Origin of the sequence: Streptococcus sp. 2021WUSS126 (genome assembly GCF_044427255.1) — a bacterium.
GTDB classification, from domain to species: domain Bacteria; phylum Bacillota; class Bacilli; order Lactobacillales; family Streptococcaceae; genus Streptococcus; species Streptococcus hashimotonensis.
The window spans coordinates 1-13,819 of sequence record NZ_JAOTGI010000019.1 but is presented as its reverse complement, the minus strand read 5'-3'; the positions used below and the strand labels follow the sequence as shown (position 1 = coordinate 13,819).

Below are 13,819 nucleotides of genomic sequence, written 5' to 3'. Positions count from 1 at the left end.
CCTTTTTAGCTGAATCTGATAGAAAAGGCTTCGGTATCGAGCTCAACTTGACCACCGATTGTAATGGTAAACAGAGGCTGGGTATGGGCAAAGTCCAAATCGTAGAGAACAGGAACTTTTTTGAGAATAGGGTGCTTGTCCAAAATCGCCAACAAAATCTCCTCGGTCATCTTGGTTTCCTTAGGAAAACGACCGATGAGGACAGCTTGGGGATTGGGATAGGTTTGTAGAAGAGCTGTCAAATGACGAGCGATAATGAGATAATCGTCGTCTTCCGCCTCTTCTAAAAATAGAATATATTTGTCTGGTCTGGGAGCAAACTCTGTCCCAGTCAGTAGGTTGAGGGTTGAGATGTTTCCGCCGATGGCAATACCAGAAGCCTGGCCTGGATTGTAGACTTTCCACTCTGTTGGGTAAAAGGTGCGAGGGGCGTCTGGTAGGTACCAGGCATCGCTGGACCATTCAGGACTAGGCGTCAAATCATAGGAGTCTTGTGTCACAGCCTTGAGCCAGGCTTCTGTTTGATACTCTTGGACTTGCACCATTTTAAAGCTTGAATAAGCTGGACCCATGTAGGTTTGCATGCCTGTCTTGGCATAGATGGCATTGAGCAGGGCGGTCGTATCCGAATAACCGCAGAAAATTTTCGGATGGCGGGCAATTAGGTCAAAATCCAGATAAGGCAGCAGTTCGTTAGAGTTGAAACCGCCAATGGTTGTCAGAATGGCATCGACCGACTCATCCGCAAAGGCTGCTTCCAAGTCCGCAACACGACTGGCAATCGGAGCTGAATCAAAAATATCGTTTTCAAAATAATGTTCTGAGAAAGTGAGTTTGAAGCCCAGGTCTTCTAATCTTTCCTTGGCAGCAAGATTGGCTTCAAAACCACCAATTCTTTCAATAGATGAAGAGGGGCTGGGAGCGGTACAGAACTCGAAGACTTTAAAGAGTTCGTCTTACCGCCCCCGCACAGTTGATTAGGTCAGATTTGGAGTGTAAAACGAACAAATCTGCCAATCAACCACTGCGCTGAGATGTTGACTTAAACGTTAGTAGTGTGGGAGATTTGGTGATTTATGGTCGCCTTTTTTTAATTTTTTCATAGGAGCCTCCAAGCTTTTTTATTATTTTAACAAAAAAGTATGGAAAATCAAGTTTCCTTACGAATAGATAGGGTGAGGAGGTTGTATGATTCAAGAAAAAGCAAGAAAGATGATTGAGGAGGCGGTGGCAGATAGGGTCAGTGATATTTATCTGGTTCCTCGTGGTCAGGGCTATCAAGTCTATCATCGCATCATGGATGAACGGGAGTTTGTGCAAGACATGGCTGAGGAAGAAGTAATAGCCATTATCAGCCATTTCAAGTTTTTAGCAGGTTTAAATGTTGGTGAAAAACGCCGTAGCCAGCAGGGTTCCTGTGACTATGATTATGGTAGCGGAGAGATTTCACTTCGCTTATCAACTGTCGGGGATTATCGTGGTAAGGAAAGTTTGGTTATCCGCCTGCTCTATGGCAATGACAAGGAACTCAAGTTCTGGTTTGAGGCGGCCGAGCGACTTGCAGAAGAAATCAAGGGACGAGGGCTCTACCTTTTTTCGGGTCCAGTCGGCTCTGGTAAGACCACACTTATGTACCATCTTGCCAGGCTGAAATTCCCAGACAAGCAGATTTTGACCATCGAGGATCCTGTCGAAATCAAACAGGAGGACATGCTGCAACTCCAGCTCAATGAAGCCATCGGAGCCACCTACGACAATCTAATCAAACTGTCCCTCCGTCATCGACCAGACTTGCTCATCATCGGTGAGATTCGGGATGCGGAAACCGCTCGAGCAGTCATTCGAGCCAGCCTGACGGGAGCTACCGTTTTCTCAACAGTTCATGCAAGGTCTATTTCAGGAGTCTATGCCCGTATGTTAGAACTAGGTGTCAGCCCTGAGGAGTTAAACAATGCCCTTCAAGGTATTGCCTATCAACGTTTGATTGGGGGAGGAGGTGTAGTAGATTTTGCAAAGGGAAATTACCAAAACCATTCCGCAGATCAGTGGAATGCGCAAATTGATCGCCTTTTTGCAGCAGGACATATCAGTCTTCGGCAGGCAGAAACAGAAAAAATTGCCTTTGGATCGCCAGCGTAAGGTCATTGAGCTTTTCAATAATCTTTTTGCCAGCGGTTTTCATCTGGGGGAGATTGTTGATTTTCTCAAACGTAGTCAGCTTCTGGCAGATCCCTACATCCAGGTCTTGTCAGATGGGCTGTTAGCAGGCAAACCCTTTTCAAGTTTGCTGGCAGATTTGCGGTTTTCAGATGCGGTAGTCACACAGGTGGCTCTGGCTGAAGTTCATGGCAATACCAGTCTCAGTTTGAGCCATATCCAGTCCTATCTGGAAAATGTCAGCAAGGTTCGTAAAAAATTGATTGAGGTGGCGACCTATCCGATTGTTTTACTAGGTTTTCTGCTCTTGATTATGCTGGGTTTGAAAAATTATCTTCTGCCCCAGTTGGAGGAAGGCAATGCAGCGACCGTACTGATTAATCATCTACCGACTATCTTTTTATCCCTCTGTGGACTTAGTTTGGTGGCGGTCTTGGCTGGTCTTGTTTGGTTTCGCAAAACTAACAAAATCAGGGTCTTTTCCTGCTTAGCAGCTCTGCCATTTTTCGGAAAACTCATCCAAACCTATCTGACGGCCTATTACGCCAGGGAGTGGGGGAGTTTGATTGGGCAAGGCTTGGACCTGCCGCAGATTGTGGGTTTGATGCAGGAGCAGCAATCGCAGCTCTTTCGAGAGATTGGACAGGACCTGGAGCAGTCGCTTTCCAATGGTCAGAGCTTTCACGAACACATCAAGACCTACACCTTTTTTAAGCGGGAGCTGAGTTTGATTGTCGAGTATGGTCAGGTCAAGTCCAAGTTGGGTAGTGAGTTGACAGTTTATGCAGCCGAGTGTTGGGAGGATTTTTTCTCTCGGGTTAATAGAGCCATGCAGCTGATTCAACCGCTGGTCTTTCTCTTTGTGGCCTTAATGGTCGTTCTTATCTACGCAGCTATGTTGCTGCCGATTTATCAAAATATGGAGTTATAAAATGAAAAAGTTAATTGAAGTGAAGGTAAAAGGGTTCACTCTGGTGGAAATGTTAGTCGTTTTGGGAATTATTAGCCTGCTCTTGCTCCTTTTTGTGCCAAATTTGAGCCAGCAGAAGGATGCTGTTCAGAAGAAGGGGAATGCGGCAGTTGTCAAAGTAGTGGAGAGTCAAATGGAGCTCTATGAATTGGAACATGACACGGAAGCAACGGTAGCAGAGTTGCAGGCGAAAGGCTATATTACTGAAAAACAAGCGGAGCAGTATGCTACGGCGAAAAAATAAGGCTTTTACCCTGTTCGAAAGTCTGCTGACCTTATTTGTCATCAGCTTTCTGGCAATCAGCCTATCGGGAACGGTACAAACGGCCTTTCGGTCTGTTCAGGAAGAGATTTTTCTCTGGGAATTTGAAGCCATCTATAGAGACAGTCAGAAATTGGCAGCCAGTTCCCACCAAACAGTGAGTCTAGCTATCGGTAGGCAGGAGGTTACAAATGGTTATCAGGCTGTAGAGATACCCAGAAGTGTAGAAGTATTGGAAGGGAAGACCATCACATTTGAAGAAAATGGTGGAAATTCTTCTCTGACCAAGATTCGTTTTCGGCTTAGTCGAAAGACAGTCACGTATCAATTATATATAGGGAGTGGTCGCTATAAGAAAACAGAAGAATAAGGCTTATATTTTGCTAGAAAGTCTGGTTGCCCTCGCGACCCTAGTGACTATTTGTAGCTTGATTTTATCAGCTGTGGATGCAGGTCGTAGGCGACAGGCTTGGGAATTGGAACAACAGGAGGTTCTCAATCTAGCACAGATGGCTGTTCAGACCGAGCAAGATAATTTAGCCTTAAACGGTGTTACAGTTCAGGTTCAACGAACAGCGGATAAGACGATTGTTTTCCACGAGGGAAAGGAGGTTTTATCGGTTGTTAAAAAGTAAAATTCCTGCTTTTACTCTCTTGGAATGCTTGGTAGCCTTAGTCATTCTTTCAGGTAGTCTTCTGGTCTTTGAAGGCTTGTCAAAACTGCTGGTCCAAGAAGCGCATTATCAAGGTCAGACCGTTCAAAAGGAATGGTTGGTCTTCTCTAGTCAATTGCGGTCGGAGTGGGACCAGGCTGCCTTGGTCAAGGTTGAAAATGGCAAGGTCTATGTTGATAAGGGAGGTCAGGCTTTGGCCTTTGGCAAGTCACGGTCGGATGATTTTCGGAAAACAAATGACAGGGGACAGGGCTACCAGCCCATGCTCTATCATCTAGACAGCGCAGCTATTTCCCAAGAAAACCAGCTGGTGCGCATCGACTTTAGCTTTCAAAATGGAGAGGAGCGGACCTTTATCTATGCTTTTTAAGAAAAAAGTTAAGGCGGGCATCCTGCTCTATGCCCTTTTGATGCTGGCGGTTTTTAGTCTTTTGCTTCAGTTTTATCTCCACCGCCAAGAGGCTGAGAGTCGCTTGGTACAGGTGGCAAGGCAAGAAACGACTGCTTACATCATGGCTCGGATGGTCTTGGACAAGGTCGAGCAGGACCTGCAAGTAGAAAAAATAGTTACGGGAGCGGTAGTGAATGAAAAGGAAGCAAATTTAACCACAGGTTCTAAGCAGAAGGAGGATGGAGGAAGGGTCTCCTTTCAAGAGGGACAGGCTCGTTATCAACTTAAAGGTGACCAACTATTGGTTGCAGTTGAGTTAACAAGTGATGGTCTGTATACCTATCAATTTCCGGTTAAAATAGTACCCGAGGGGAGTGGCTAGCCGCTCCCTTTTTGGTGCAAAGTTGGTGAATTTTTGATAAGATAGGAGTATGAATTTTGAAAAGATCGAACAGGCTTACGACCTGCTATTAGAAAACGTACAGACTATCCAAAACCAGCTAGGCACCAATATCTATGATGCCATGATTGAGCAAAATGCTGCTTACGTAGCTGATCAGCATGAGACAGATCTTGTTGTCAATAATAACAAGACCTTGAAACAACTAGATTTAACCAAGGAAGAATGGCGCCGTGCCTACCAATTCTTGCTTATCAAGGCCAATCAGACTGAACCCATGCAGTACAATCACCAGTTCACACCAGACTCTATCGGATTTATCCTATCTTTTCTAGTAGACCAATTAGTATCTGCTTCCAAGGTGACGGTTCTGGAAATTGGTTCGGGGACAGGCAATCTAGCTCAGACTATTCTCAACGCCAGCCAGAAAGAATTGGATTACTTGGGGATCGAAGTGGACGACCTCTTGATTGATTTGTCGGCAAGTATTGCGGATGTCATGCAGGCAGATATTTCTTTTGCTCAGGGAGATGCGGTACGTCCGCAGATTTTGAAGGAAAGTCAAGTAATTTTGGGAGATTTGCCTATTGGCTACTATCCAGATGACCAGATTGCCAGCCGTTATCAGGTTGCCAGTCCAAATGAACATACCTACGCCCATCATTTACTCATGGAACAGTCCCTCAAATATCTGGAAAAGGATGGATTCGCTATTCTCTTGGCTCCAAATGATTTGTTGACTAGTCCGCAAAGCGATTTACTGAAAGGCTGGTTACAAGAACAAGCCAATATCGTTGCCATGATTGCCCTGCCACCAAGTCTCTTTGGGAAGGCTGCTATGGCCAAGTCTATTTTTGTCTTGCAAAAGAAAGCTGCAAGACCGTTGGCGCCGTTTGTTTATCCCTTACAAAGTCTTCAAGAACCAGAAGCTATTCAGAAGTTCATGCTCAATTTCAAAAATTGGAAGCAAGAGAATGCAATTTAAGTGAAAATCTGTTATACTAGTTAGGAAAACGCTTTAAAAGAGGTAAGATATGTCAAAAACAATTGCAATTAATGCAGGTAGTTCAAGTCTAAAATGGCAACTTTATCAAATGCCAGAAGAAATAGTACTAGCAGCAGGGATTATTGAGCGCATAGGCTTAAATGATTCTATTTCCACTGTTAAGTATGATGGAAAAAAAGAAAGTGAAGTATTAGATATTCCTAATCATACAGTTGCAGTTAAGATTCTTCTTGAAGATTTGCTCAAACACAATATTATTGCAACTTATGAAGAAATTACAGGTGTTGGACACCGTGTTGTTGCGGGTGGAGAATACTTCAAGGAGTCAGTGGTTATTGGTCAAAAAGAGATTGAGCAAATTGAAGAGTTGAGTGCCTTGGCGCCACTTCATAACCCAGCACACGTGGCGGCGATGCGTGCATTTGAAGAAGTATTGCCAGAAGTGTTGAATGTAGCTGTTTTTGACACTGCTTTCCATACAACGATGCCAAAACATGCATATCTCTATCCAATTCCACAAAAATATTATACAGACTATAAAGTTCGTAAGTATGGTGCTCATGGAACGAGTCACTACTATGTAGCGCATGAGGCTGCAAAAGTTTTGGGGCGTCCAATCGAAGAGTTAAAATTGATTACGGCACATATCGGAAATGGTGTATCCATCACTGCTAACTATCATGGTGAATCTGTGGATACTTCAATGGGCTTCACACCACTAGCTGGTCCAATGATGGGAACTCGTTCAGGGGATATTGATCCTGCTATCATTCCTTATTTGATTGCGAATGTTGAAGAATTGAAAGATGCTGCAGACGTTGTTAACATGTTGAATAAACAGTCAGGCTTGTTCGGTGTATCTGGCTTCTCAAGTGATATGCGTGATATTGAAGCAGGTATCCAAGCTCACGATCCAGATGCAGTGTTGGCCTACAATATTTTCATTGACCGTGTTAAAAAATTTATCGGTCAGTATCTTGCAGTTTTAAATGGGGCAGATGCTATTGTCTTCACGGCAGGTATGGGTGAAAATGCACCGCTTATGCGAAATGATGTCATTGCAGGTTTGTCTTGGTTTGGTATTGAGTTGGACCCAGCAAAAAATGTATTTGGCAACTATGGTGACATTTCAACGCCAGAATCAAAAGTTCGTGTCTTGGTTATTCCAACGGATGAAGAATTGGTTATTGCGCGTGAAGTTGAACGCTTAAAATAATAGAAGGAAATTGGTAGTAACCCTACCAGTTTTTCTTATAGTCAGTAATTGTTAGGAGTAATAGATTTTGGCAATTGGTCAAACTGACCTTGGTATGATAAAATAGACTAGCAAAGAAATTTGCACAGAGTAGGTGGTTTGCGTTAAGTGTATGTGGATGGGATGTTGTCACATAACGAAGCTTATCGTCATTTAGTTTTTCTTTTATTACTTCGTTAACTCGCCTTGCCTAACTCCAGTTATGCCTGCGGCTCGTTGCCTAGTACTAAAAGTAAACTAAAAGACTATATCTTTGCTTGTCTCTAATGTCTCCTAGAGTAGGAACATTGGGTCCTGGCTGAGAGTAGCGCGGTAAACCATTGCATCCGCTGTCGAATACACACGATAGCTCCATTTTTTGAAAACGGAGCATTTTTTATGGAAAAGAAGATTCCAAAACTAACGGTGCAGTTGTTGACTGCTATTGCGATGACCCTTGCCTTGGTCATGATTGTGGAGAACTATTTCTCTGTTCGGATTTCAGAAACCTTGCAGGTCCAGTTTACCTTTATTCCCAATACTATTTTGGGAGCTATTGCTGGTCCGGTTTGGGCGGCTGTCTTTGCGGCTATTTCAGACCCAGTCTTTGTCTTGTTTAGCGGGCAAACTGTCCTCTTCACTTGGATTTTGATTGAGGCAGTATCTGCTTTTATCTACGGCTGGTTCTTCTATCAGAAGCCGCTGAATATTAAAAACAAAGCTGATTGGCTCTATGTGACTGGTGTAGTTGTCTTGATTCAGGTTGTGATTTCCTTTATCATGACACCGATTGCTCTCCATTTTCATTTTGGAACACCTTGGATTGTCCTGTATAGCAGTCGTTTCATAAAAGCTATTTTTGAAATTCCATTACGCATTGTCGTGACCATGCTTGTCTTGCCAAGTTTACAAAAAATATCTGAGTTGGCCAAGTTAATGGGCATTAAATAAAACAGTATCCAGCAACAGGTCATCCCCCTGTTGTTGCTTTTGTAGAGAGGGAATTATGAATTATCAAGAAACTCGTCAGTGGCTATCGAATCGCCCTGCATCAGATTTAGAAAACGGTGTTGCACGTGTCAGCTGGCTCTTAGAACGCTTGGACAATCCCCAGCTTCAAGCGCCGACTATTCACTTTGTTGGTACAAATGGCAAGGGGTCGACCTTGAATGCGTTACAGTCTATCTTACGGTCTTCGGATTACACCGTCGGCCGTTTTACGTCACCGTCTATCATTGATTTTCGAGAACAGATTGTCTTTGAGCAAGAGATGATTTCGGAGGAAGATTTTGCGAGGATTGTGACAGACTTGCAGCCCTTGATTGAGGACTTGGACCAGACAGCAGGACTGGATGCTATTTCGGAGTTTGAGATTATCGTAGTGGCTATGTTCGTCTACTTTGCCCACTATCAGCGTCCCGACATTCTCTTGGTGGAGGCTGGCATGGGTGGTTTGCAGGATGCGACCAATGTCCTTAATCCTCTAGCGGTAGTTTGTCCTTCTATCGGCTTGGACCATCAGGCTTTTTTGGGAGAGACCCATGCTGACATAGCCCGTCACAAGGTTGCTGTCTTGCGTGAGCGGGTTCCCCTCCTCTATGCGACCGACCAGCCAGAAGTGGAGACAGTATTTGAGGAGTACGCCCGTCAGCTTCAGAGTCCGACCTATGCGGTGGGGCGGGAGATTGTTTTGGAAAATAGCAGAGCAGGCTTTGCGGTTTCAAGTCCCTTCGGCCGAGTTGAGGATTTGAGGCTACAGATGCAGGGGCGTCACCAAGAGGTCAACGCAGCCTTGGCAGTGACAACAGCTCAGCTTCTCAGCTCTGATTTTCCAAAGATTACCAATGAAACCATCAGCCAGGGCTTGTCCCAAGCCATCTGGCCGGGCCGCTTAGAATTGATACAACCAAGGCTCATGATTGACGGAGCCCACAATAATGAAAGCGTCGCAGTTCTGACCCAGCTCCTAGAGGAAAAATATGCGGACAGAGATATTGAAATCCTCTTTGCGGCCATCAATACCAAGCCTGTGGACCAGATGTTGTCCCAGCTTAGCCAATTTGGACCTGTTAGCGTGACAACTTTTGACGATTTCAGAGCGGTACAGTTAGAAGATTATCCGTCAGGCTATGAACGAGTTCAGACCTATCAGGAGTGGTTGGAGCAGGCGGACTTGGACAATCCCAAAAAACTTTACCTGATTACAGGCTCACTTTATTTCATTACCTATGTGAGGAAATACATTTTAGAAGAGTTTATAGTCATTTGAATTAGCTTTGATACATCGTCACTTTCGGTTTGCCGTACTCTAGTACTGTCTGCACCTCAGTTCCTTGTCTGAAAGCTAATTCATTCGACTATATAGAAAAAAGGCTTTGCCGGGCATTCTACCTAGCAAAGTCTTTTGTTTTAATAGTTTTTAATCAAATCAACCGTTGAGCGGTCTAGCTTTTTAACGATGGCTTGCAAGAAGGCTTGGGCCTCTAAGAAGTCATCCATGCTGTAGAGAGTTTGATGTGAATGGATGTAGCGAGCGCAGACACCGATTGTCGTTGATGGAACACCTTGATTTTTCAAGTGAGCTGCACCAGCATCTGTTCCACCTTTACCACAGTAGTATTGGAATTTGACACCTGCTTCTTCGGCAGTTGAGAGGAGGAAGTCTTTCATGTTTTTTAACATGATATGACCTGGGTCGTAGAAACGAAGTAGAGTTCCGTCACCTATTTTTCCTTGGTCGCCATAAATATCGCCTGCAGGCGAGCAATCAACAGCAAGGAAAATATCTGGATTGAACTTGGTTGTAGAAGCGTGAGCTCCACGTAGGCCAACCTCTTCTTGCACATTTGCCCCAGCAATCAACTGATTTGGTAAGGTTTGACCCGATAGGCTTTCTAGCAATTCCGTCACCATAAGGACACCGAAGCGGTTGTCCCAAGCCTTAGAAATAACATTTTTTCCGTTGGCTGTTAGAATGGTTTCGTTTTTGGGAACCAGGACATCCCCCGGACGAACGCCGAACGCCCAAGCTTCGTCATAATTGGCGAAACCAGCATCGAAAATAATATCAGCGATGGCAGGCATGCCAGGAGCGTTAGCCCCACGAGAAAGATGGGGAGGCACTGAACCTGAAATGGCAGGAATGGTCCGACCGTCCTGTAGTTGAAGCGTGAAGGCTTGACTGGATACAACTAGCGGATTCCAGCCTCCCAGCTCGACAACACGGAAAGTACCGTCTGGCTTGATTTGGCTAATCATAAAGCCGACTTCATCCATATGTGCAGCTACTAAGATGCGAGGAGCATTTTCAACAGCTGTATCTCTGATACCGAAAATTCCACCTAGTCCATCTGTTTCGATGCGGTCTACATGTGGTGTGATTTTCTGGCGGATGTGGTTGCGAACCTGTCCTTCAAATCCCGGTAAGCTTTGCAATTCTGTAACTTCTTTAATTTTTTCAAAAAGAGTCATACTTCTTCCTCCATGACATGATTACTACTATTTTATCACGAAGAGCTAGACTTGTCTTGAAAATATGGGAAAATAAACAATAAACACATGATGAAATCATGCTTTCTGAAAACTGAATCGTTTTCATATGTTTGTGGAGAGTTTGTCTCAGCTGTCACAAGTTCAATGGCATTTTTGGGAAAATTCCGAGGAAATATGATAAAATAGTCAACATGAAAAAGAAAAAGACAGCCTTGCTAGCAGGCTTATTGGGGGCAGGTGTGCTCACCGCTAGTGCTCAATTTTACCGTAAAATCCAAGAAGACCGTAAAAAAGCACAGGCCTTGCAGGAGGTGCGTGACTTTTTCGCTAATGTAGGAGAAATTGCCACGGTCTACGTAGATGAAACAGCCTCAACGCAAGACTCTCTCGTTGGAGGAGTTGTGATGGAGGCAGGACAGGTATTTCTATTTGAAAATGCCCAAGGTTCTATTCAATACAGGGAGGAAGAAAGATGATTTTTCCAACAAATCTTGAAGAAGTAGCTGCCTTGATTGAAGATGGCAAGCCAACTGTTTTTCTATTTGTGACGACTTGGTGTGGAGATTGCCACTATATTAAACCGCATTTGCCAGCTATCGAAGAGGCTTTTCCAGATTTCCGTTTTGTGCAACTAGATCGAGATGACTTTATGTCTTTGGCGCAGGAATGGGCTATTTTAGGTATTCCAAGTCTGGTTGTTTTGGAAAATGGTAGGGAAATCGGTCGTTTTGTCGATAAGAATCGCAAGACCAAGGAAGAAATCATGAATTTCTTATCTGGACTGGGTAGATAAATCAGCAGAGAAGCTCTGCCATTTCCCAAAAGAAAGGAAAGAACATGAAGAAATCACTAGGAAAAATCCTTCTAGCACCTGTGGTGCTGGGGTTGAGTTTGAGTCTTGCTCCCTTGGTGCAGGCTGAGATTCAAACAGATGTTATCAATGAAAAATGGGGCAAGCCAACACTGGTCTATGGTGGCGGTTTGTCAGATGCCCAGGCGACAGAGGTTAACAATCTATTTGGTATTTCGGATGTCAATAATGTTAGTCGTCAGGTGGTTGTTGGCACGGATATGGACCAATATTTAGGTACATCTGGAGCAGATACAGCTTCCCTCTATTCATCTGTCTTGGTGCAAAAGCAGGATGCTGGAAAAGGGGTTGTGGTGGATATTAAGACGCCACAGAACATCACCTTGATTACCGAAACGCAGTATGCCAATGCGGCTATCACAGCTGGTGCGACGGATGTCTTGATTGATGTAGCTTCTCCAATTCAGGTGACAGGGGAGTCTGCTTTGACAGGTGTTTACAAGGCTCTTGTGGCCAATGGTGAAACAGTTGACCCAGCCCGAACCGAAGTAGCTCAACAAGAGCTAGAGACAGTCAATGAAGTGGCGACGGCTCATACAGGTGACTCCAATTTTGATAGTTCAGCCTTGGATAAGGCGGTAGCGGAAATCAAGACTGCTCTTGCCGACTACAAAAAGTCCAATGGTCAGGTAGCTTCCGAATCAGACATCAATACTATTATTAACGATGTCTTGGCCAATAACGGTTTGGAAAATGTCATCACAGCAGATGAAGTTTCAAAATTAGTTACCTTTGCCAAAGCCTATCAGGAAACCTCTGCCATTGATTCGGCTGAGGTTGCTGCCCAGCTCAACCAGTTCAAGCAACAGGCGGAGCAACAAATTTCAGAAGCCTATAAGAATCTACAAGATTCAGGGATTTTAGAAAAAATCGGCGCCTTTTTTGAAAATCTATGGAAAGGCTTGCCCGGTCTATTTGCATAAAGGAGAAATGAAAAAGAAATGATTTTTACATATAATAAGGAACACGTTGGCGATGTTCTGATGGTGATTGTGGCTGAGGACAAGGGTCAGCCTGTTCAGTTTGAACGCAAGGGTCAAGTGGCGCGTGTTTTCCTAGAAGAAACAGGAAAAACAGTGGCTTGGAATATTTTTGAAGCATCATGTTTGGTTGAGATTGCTGGAAATGGTCAGGTTTTCCTAACAGACGAGCAAGTTGCGACCTTGAATGCAGAGTTGGTAAAAGAAGGTTTTGCAGAAGTACTGGTCAATGATGCGACACCGAAGTTTGTAGTCGGTCAGATTGTGGAATTGGTTCCTCATCCAGACAGCGACCACCTCAATATCTGTCAGGTCAATGTCGGTGACAAAACAGTGCAAATCGTAGCTGGTGCGCCAAATGTAGCCCAAGGCTTGAAAACCATTGTGGCTCTTCCGGGAGCAATGATGCCGAGCGGTAGCCTGATTTTCCCAGGGAAGTTGCGTGGTGAAGATAGCTTTGGTATGATGTGCAGTCCGCGTGAATTGGCTCTGCCAAATGCACCACAAGTCCGTGGTATTATCGAATTGGACGACTCCGCAGTGGTCGGAGAAGCCTTTGATTCAGGTAAACACTGGAAGGGATAGAAAAAGAAGAATTGGTCAGACGGCCAATGTCATTAAGTTAACTAACCTATCACATTTTGTGGTGGGTTATTTTTTATGTTACACTAAAAATAAAAGGGGAAAAATCATGCTAGACCAGATTAAAGCTCATTTACTTGATAGTATTAACGACATCGTTTCCACCGCAAACCAGTTTGTGCTTCATCCTGAAAAAGATTTTAGTCGGAAAAGTCAGCTAACGATGAAAACCATGATTCAAGCTATACTGACCATGGGTGGTAATACCTTAGCCAAAGAGCTACTTGATTTAGATTTGCCAGTCACTCAATCTGCCTTTGTCCAACGACGATATCGGATCAAACATCAAGCTTTTAAAACCCTGTTTGCCAATATTACTTCTAAAATTCCAATCTCTCACAACCTTCCTATCCTAGCTGTTGATGGTAGTGATGTGGTTCTACCAAGAAATCATTCTGATAAAACGACCTCGTTCCAAACTGGACCACACCACACTCCTTACAATCTCATTCATATCAATGCTCTCTACAATCTTGAACAAGAGATTTACCATGACCTACGAATTCAGGATAATCGGGAGGTTGATGAGCGTGCAGCTTTCATCGACATGATGGAGAGTTGTCCCTTTTGAACAAGCTCTGGTGATAATGGATAGGGGGTATGAATCCTACGATGTCATGGCGCATTGCCAGGAGAAAAATTGGTCGTATATTATTCGTATTCGCGATGGAAATAATTCTATGAAAAAGAGTTTTCATCTCCCTGATACTCCTTGTTTTGATGAGGCATTTGACCTAAAT

The 13,819-nt window shown here is 44.1% G+C and carries 16 protein-coding genes, 2 pseudogenes and 1 riboswitch; of the genes and pseudogenes, 16 read left to right on the top strand and 2 right to left on the bottom strand.

Annotated elements, in window-relative coordinates; translation table 11 throughout:
• Positions 1-5 precede the first annotated feature (5 nt).
• Positions 6-917: pseudogene (locus ODU39_RS07775) on the bottom strand (S66 peptidase family protein); the annotation flags it as partial.
• Positions 918-1,188: 271 nt separating this feature from the next.
• Between ODU39_RS07775 and comGA the strand changes: the two are divergent.
• The 11 genes from comGA (at position 1,189) to ODU39_RS07720 (ending at position 9,363) form a co-directional block, all read left to right on the top strand.
• Positions 1,189-2,139 carry a competence type IV pilus ATPase ComGA gene (gene comGA, locus ODU39_RS07770; protein WP_398579831.1) on the top strand — a complete coding sequence of 317 codons (951 nt, stop codon included), beginning with the start codon at positions 1,189-1,191 and terminating at the stop codon, positions 2,137-2,139.
• Positions 2,051-3,088, top strand: a complete 1,038-nt coding sequence (gene comGB / locus ODU39_RS07765) for a competence type IV pilus assembly protein ComGB (RefSeq protein ID WP_398579830.1) — start codon at positions 2,051-2,053, stop codon at positions 3,086-3,088. Before comGA ends, comGB begins: the two co-directional genes overlap by 89 nt.
• A 1-nt stretch (position 3,089) precedes the next feature.
• Positions 3,090-3,371, top strand: coding sequence for a competence type IV pilus major pilin ComGC (comGC, locus tag ODU39_RS07760; protein ID WP_105121957.1), 282 nt, complete (start codon positions 3,090-3,092; stop codon positions 3,369-3,371).
• Positions 3,352-3,759 carry a competence type IV pilus minor pilin ComGD gene (gene comGD, locus ODU39_RS07755; protein WP_053866668.1) on the top strand — a complete coding sequence of 136 codons (408 nt, stop codon included), beginning with the start codon at positions 3,352-3,354 and terminating at the stop codon, positions 3,757-3,759. Before comGC ends, comGD begins: the two co-directional genes overlap by 20 nt.
• Entirely contained in the window at positions 3,731-4,024 is a 294-nt protein-coding gene (gene comGE / locus ODU39_RS07750; RefSeq protein WP_053866669.1) for a competence type IV pilus minor pilin ComGE, read from the top strand. Before comGD ends, comGE begins: the two co-directional genes overlap by 29 nt.
• Positions 4,011-4,433: a competence type IV pilus minor pilin ComGF gene (comGF, locus tag ODU39_RS07745; protein WP_398579829.1), complete on the top strand. Its 423-nt coding sequence runs from the start codon at positions 4,011-4,013 to the stop codon at positions 4,431-4,433. Before comGE ends, comGF begins: the two co-directional genes overlap by 14 nt.
• Entirely contained in the window at positions 4,423-4,836 is a 414-nt protein-coding gene (gene comGG / locus ODU39_RS07740; protein ID WP_398579828.1) for a competence type IV pilus minor pilin ComGG, read from the top strand. Before comGF ends, comGG begins: the two co-directional genes overlap by 11 nt.
• A 49-nt stretch (positions 4,837-4,885) precedes the next feature.
• Positions 4,886-5,839 (top strand): class I SAM-dependent methyltransferase, encoded by a 954-nt coding sequence (locus ODU39_RS07735; RefSeq protein ID WP_105152877.1) that lies wholly within the window; start codon positions 4,886-4,888, stop codon positions 5,837-5,839.
• A gap of 49 nt (positions 5,840-5,888) precedes the next feature.
• A complete protein-coding gene (locus tag ODU39_RS07730; protein WP_398579827.1) occupies positions 5,889-7,076 on the top strand; it encodes an acetate kinase in 1,188 nt (395 codons plus the stop codon).
• Between the two features lie 123 nt (positions 7,077-7,199).
• A riboswitch (THF riboswitch) is annotated at positions 7,200-7,449 on the top strand.
• A 44-nt stretch (positions 7,450-7,493) separates the two neighbouring features.
• Positions 7,494-8,045: a folate family ECF transporter S component gene (locus ODU39_RS07725; RefSeq protein WP_172077900.1), complete on the top strand. Its 552-nt coding sequence runs from the start codon at positions 7,494-7,496 to the stop codon at positions 8,043-8,045.
• A 55-nt stretch (positions 8,046-8,100) separates the two neighbouring features.
• Positions 8,101-9,363, top strand: a complete 1,263-nt coding sequence (locus ODU39_RS07720; RefSeq protein ID WP_398579826.1) for a bifunctional folylpolyglutamate synthase/dihydrofolate synthase — start codon at positions 8,101-8,103, stop codon at positions 9,361-9,363.
• 140 nt (positions 9,364-9,503) lie between these two features.
• Here ODU39_RS07720 and pepA read toward each other — a convergent pair whose 3' ends face one another.
• On the bottom strand, positions 9,504-10,565 hold the full coding sequence (gene pepA, locus ODU39_RS07715; RefSeq protein ID WP_398579825.1) for a glutamyl aminopeptidase: 1,062 nt from the start codon (positions 10,563-10,565) through the stop codon (positions 9,504-9,506).
• A gap of 212 nt (positions 10,566-10,777) precedes the next feature.
• Here pepA and ODU39_RS07710 point away from each other — a divergent pair, with 212 nt between their 5' ends.
• The 5 genes and pseudogenes from ODU39_RS07710 to ODU39_RS07690 all read left to right on the top strand — a co-directional run.
• The gene (locus ODU39_RS07710; RefSeq protein ID WP_024404085.1) at positions 10,778-11,062 is read left to right on the top strand and encodes a DUF4651 domain-containing protein; all 285 of its coding nucleotides are present in this window, start codon (positions 10,778-10,780) and stop codon (positions 11,060-11,062) included.
• On the top strand, positions 11,059-11,379 hold the full coding sequence (locus ODU39_RS07705) for a thioredoxin family protein (RefSeq protein ID WP_398579824.1): 321 nt from the start codon (positions 11,059-11,061) through the stop codon (positions 11,377-11,379). The genes ODU39_RS07710 and ODU39_RS07705 overlap by 4 nt, the downstream gene beginning before the upstream one ends.
• 44 nt (positions 11,380-11,423) lie before the next feature.
• The gene (locus tag ODU39_RS07700; protein ID WP_398579823.1) at positions 11,424-12,380 is read left to right on the top strand and encodes a DUF1002 domain-containing protein; all 957 of its coding nucleotides are present in this window, start codon (positions 11,424-11,426) and stop codon (positions 12,378-12,380) included.
• Positions 12,381-12,398: 18 nt separating this feature from the next.
• The gene (gene ytpR, locus ODU39_RS07695) at positions 12,399-13,022 is read left to right on the top strand and encodes a YtpR family tRNA-binding protein (RefSeq protein ID WP_398579822.1); all 624 of its coding nucleotides are present in this window, start codon (positions 12,399-12,401) and stop codon (positions 13,020-13,022) included.
• Positions 13,023-13,128: 106 nt separating this feature from the next.
• A pseudogene (locus ODU39_RS07690) lies at positions 13,129-13,819 on the top strand (IS4 family transposase); the annotation flags it as partial.